The sequence below is a fragment of the Effusibacillus lacus genome (genome assembly GCF_002335525.1).
GTDB lineage: Bacteria > Bacillota > Bacilli > Tumebacillales > Effusibacillaceae > Effusibacillus > Effusibacillus lacus.
The window spans coordinates 1-3758 of sequence record NZ_BDUF01000061.1 but is presented as its reverse complement, the minus strand read 5'-3'; the positions used below and the strand labels follow the sequence as shown (position 1 = coordinate 3758).

1 protein-coding gene is annotated in these 3758 nt (G+C 51.9%); it reads right to left on the bottom strand.

The genetic code is table 11. From position 1 onward, the window contains the following. A partial coding sequence (locus EFBL_RS22090) for an RHS repeat domain-containing protein (RefSeq protein ID WP_501161717.1) occupies nucleotides 1-3567 on the bottom strand: 3567 nt, incomplete at its 3' end. Nucleotides 3568-3758: the final 191 nt, after the last annotated feature.

The window sequence follows — 3758 nt, the reverse complement described above, 5'->3', positions numbered from 1 at the left end:
GGTGTATTCTTTCAGCAAGTCCGATCCCGCATAGAGGTAGACGGTTGTCTCATTCTTTAACCGGATGGGCGGTTTGGAACTCTGCCCGGATGCAGATCCTCCCTTGGATATGCCTCCCGCTTTCTTCACTTGGCCGGGTGCGGTTTCCTTTCCTTTGCCGTTCGACGGTCCTTTCCCGTTGCCGTTTGAAGATTTCTCACCCGGATTCTGACGATGTTCTGCCGACTTTCCGTGTTCTTTGTCATGACCCAATGCCCGTCCGTTGTTTCCTTGCGTCTTGCCTTGGCTCTGCGGAAAATGGACATCATAGAACCATTCGTCGCGATTCGCTTTTCGACCAAGCGCATCGTACGAATAAGTGACATACGATTTGTTCGGCAGCGTGACCTTCGCCAGACGGTCATCCGCTCCATATTCATACTGGAAGGGCCCTTTGTCAGTCAGTCTGGAGACCAGGTTGCCGTTCGGGTCGTAGGAATACTCCGCGGTCCCCGCCGACAGCAGTTGGCCTGCCGCATCGTACGAATACACAGTCGTCCCGTAGTCATCCGTCATGCGGATGCGGTTTCCAACCGCATCGTATTCGTACGTTACACGGGCGGAAGGAAGCAGTAGATATTCCGGATCGATGTCGCGGTAGAAGTCCAATTCTTCTTCCGTGTATCCCACCTCAAGCAACTCTTCTTCTGTATATCCTTCTTCCAACAATTCATCGTCCGGCAATCCTTTTCCTTTGCCCTTCCCTTTTCCTTTGTGGCCGTGTTCTCCGTCTTGACGGTGCCCTTCGCTGTTGCCCCGTTCATTGTCGTGGCCGTTATTGCCTTGATTTCCGTTACCGTTTCCATTTCCTTGTCCATTGCCATTGCCAGAGCCCGGGTTCCCGTTCCCCCCTCCATTGCCGTTGTTTTCCCCGCCCCCGTTGCCATTCCCGTTGTTGGCATAAACGTTGGCAAAGTTTGCCGGTAAGATTGGATAGTCAGGATTGAACACGGAAGAGGTGGAAGCCAATAAGAAATCCTTAGGGTGAACGGCACCGCTCTGCCCCTTTCCCTTGCCTTCCTTGCTTTTTCCTTCCCCATTGCCGTTTCCGTTTCCTCCCCCGTTTCCATTGCCACTTCCTTTTCCAGGCTTGGATTTGTCTCCCGGAACCGGAACTGTATCATCGGGAGTCGGCAACACATTGCCCGGGGGCAATGTCGTTTCGTCATTGGTTCCCGGATTCTGTTGTGTAGATGGAAAGTATTTCGCTCGAATTTCTTCAATTTTTTGTTTGGGATACGTAACTTCAACCAGACGGTCGAGTGCATCGTACTTGAACGATGTGACAGCGCCGTCTTCTTCCACCTGCGACAAACGGTTGCCTACCGCATCGTAGGTGTAGCGGAGGGAACTTTTCACGCCGCTGGCGTTCTTGTTGATAATCGACAGAATCTGTCCGTTCTCGTCGTAGCCGTATACGGTTGTGATGCCGTTGGCGGCTGTTCGTTGTGCGATTCGGTTCGCCTGGTCGTATTCATAGCGAGTCATACGGCCGTCCGGATCGGTGACGGTCGTGACTTGACCCAGCGAATTGTATTGATAGCCTGTGACTAAACCTTCCGGGTCGATAACCTGGGTGAGGTTCCCAACCGCATCGTAGGCTAACGATGTGGTTTTGTCCAATGTCACGTTGTCAATCTGGATTCGGCGCCCCAATACATCGTAGGAGTAGGTCTCCGTCGATGCGGGGCTGGTCGCTTTGATGAGACGGCCCAGCGGGTCATATTCATACCCCAACTGTTTGCCGTCTGCATACAGAATCCTGGTCATCTCGGAACGTGCATTGTAGGTGAAGGTTGTTCGCTGACCATTTGGATCGACCTTGCGGATCAGGTTCCCGACCGCATCGTACCTGTACTGGGTTTTACGGCCTAATGGATCAATCTCCGCAACCAAACGATCCATTTCATCGTACTGTTTCGTCGTGACATGTCCGTTGGCATCGATCATTTTCACAAGGTTGCCAACGGCATCGTATTCGTACTGCGTTTTATTGCCAAGCGCATCTACAACCGCCGTCAACTGGCTGTTGTTGTCATATTCGAACCGTGTCTCGCGGCCCAAGGCATCAATTTTGGATGTCAGACGGTTGTCCGCATCATAAATAAACCGTCTCTTGTTTCCTTTCCGGTCCATTTTCTCAACCAGCCGTCCTAACGCGTCGTACGCATAGGACTCCTTTTTGCCAAGCGGGTCGATCACCGCAATCAGACGGTCTGCCGCATCAAATTCAAATTGTGTTTTCCGCCCCTCCGCATCGAGAATTTCGGTCAGACGGCCGAGGGAGTCATACGAATACCGGGTGGAATGATTCAGGGCATCGGTGGCCCGGATGACCTGTCCCACCGCATTGTATTCGTAGGTGGTGTTATTGCCCAGTGGATCGATCTGTTTGACCAACCGGTTGCCGCTGTCATACTCATATTTCCAGACGTTCCCGAGCGGATCTTTACGAGAAATAACATTCCCAACCGAATCGTATTGGAAGTTATGAGCATGGCCCAGTTGGTCGATGATGCGGGTCAACTGCCCGATTGCATCATACTGATACTGGATCTTGTTGCCCAGCGCATCGATCTTCGCCACGACCCGGCCCAGTTCGTCGTACTGGAATCGGGTGACATTCCCTTTCGCGTCGGTGATCGTTTCCACGTTCCCCAGCGGCGTGTAGGAATATTTCGTGGTACGTCCCAACGGATCCGTGATTTCCGTAACCTGCTGCAGCAGGTTGTATTGGTAACGGGTGGTGTGTCCGTTTTTATCGGTTTCGGCGATCACCTGTCCTACCGAATCGTACTCAAAGGTACGGCTCAAGCCAAGCGGGTCGGTAATTTGGACGACTCGTCCAGCCGGGTCATACCTGTAGGACGTTTTCTGACCCAGCGCATTTTCGATCGAATCCAGTTTTCCGTCCTTATAAGTAAATCGGGTGGTATTGCCGTTTTTGTCTTTTACGGCAATCAGGCGGTTAGCAAGGTCGAACTGGAATACTTCCTGGTTGCCTGCCGCATCCGTCACAATCGTGCTGTTGGTTTCCAGATCATAGGAATATGTTGTCGTGACTCCACGGACGTCCGTAACGGATGTCAGACGATTCGCGCTGTCGTAGGTATAGCGCCTTTCATGGTCAATCGCGTCCACCTCTTTGACGAGGTTTCCGTTGGCGTCGTGTTCATAGTGGATTTTCTGCCCCAACGGATTGATGACACCGGTCAAGAGACCCGTCTTCCCATACTGGAAGCGGTAGGTGGCGCCTGTCGGATCGGTCACTTCCGTCATCTGTCCATTCGCGTCATAGTCATAGCGAATGGAATTGCCAAATGGGTCAACATCTTGCGTCAGTTCGCCGAATGGATTGTAGACCCTCTTTTTCGCATGGCCAAGCGGATTCGTGTACGTCTCAAGACGGTTTACCGAATCATAGGAGTATTGGGTGACCTGGCCAAGCGGATCGATCCGTTTCGTCAGATTGCCGTTCGGGTCATATTCCCACTGTGTGACCGCTCCGTTGGGCTGCGTCTTTTTCACCAGACGTCCCAACGAATCGTACTCGAAGGACACCTTATGGCCCAGAATATCGGTCTGGGCAGCAAGGTATCCCTGCGCGTTATATTCGAAGGAGACTTTCTGGTATTAAGTCAATAGAGTAGACACAAAAAGTAGAGATTTTATGCTGCATTTTTAATAGATTGATAGTACATACGTTCGTGTTCGATGGG